At 46.2% G+C, this 355-nt stretch carries 1 tRNA gene and 1 rRNA gene; both read left to right on the forward strand.

Annotation, left to right across the window (positions count from 1 at the left end):
* Window positions 1-122, forward strand: a 16S ribosomal RNA gene (locus EXZ60_RS19025); the annotation flags it as partial.
* A gap of 64 nt (window positions 123-186) precedes the next feature.
* Window positions 187-262 (forward strand) — tRNA-Ala (locus EXZ60_RS19030).
* Window positions 263-355 lie beyond the last annotated feature (93 nt).

Consider the following 355-nt stretch of genomic DNA (forward strand, 5'->3'; position numbering starts at 1 on the left):
GCTGCAAAAGAAGTGGGTAGTTTAACCTTTCGGGGAGGACGCTCACCACTTTGTGGTTCATGACTGGGGTGAAGTCGTAACAAGGTAGCGCTAGGGGAACCTGGCGCTGGATCACCTCCTTATACGATGATTACACCGATGAGTGTCCACACAGATTGATGGTTTATACAGTTTAAGAGAGATTAAGGGGCTATAGCTCAGCTGGGAGAGCGCTTGCATGGCATGCAAGAGGTCTGCGGTTCGATCCCGCATAGCTCCACCATCTTTAAGCGCACTAGCAATAGTGTTTTTAAAAATGGTTTTCATTAGAAAATCGTGCTCTTTAACAATTTGGAAAGCTGACTGATAACAACGA

The sequence above is a fragment of the Vibrio sp. 1151_11 genome (assembly GCF_029478525.1).
In the GTDB taxonomy this organism is placed as follows: Bacteria; Pseudomonadota; Gammaproteobacteria; order Enterobacterales; family Vibrionaceae; genus Vibrio; species Vibrio anguillarum.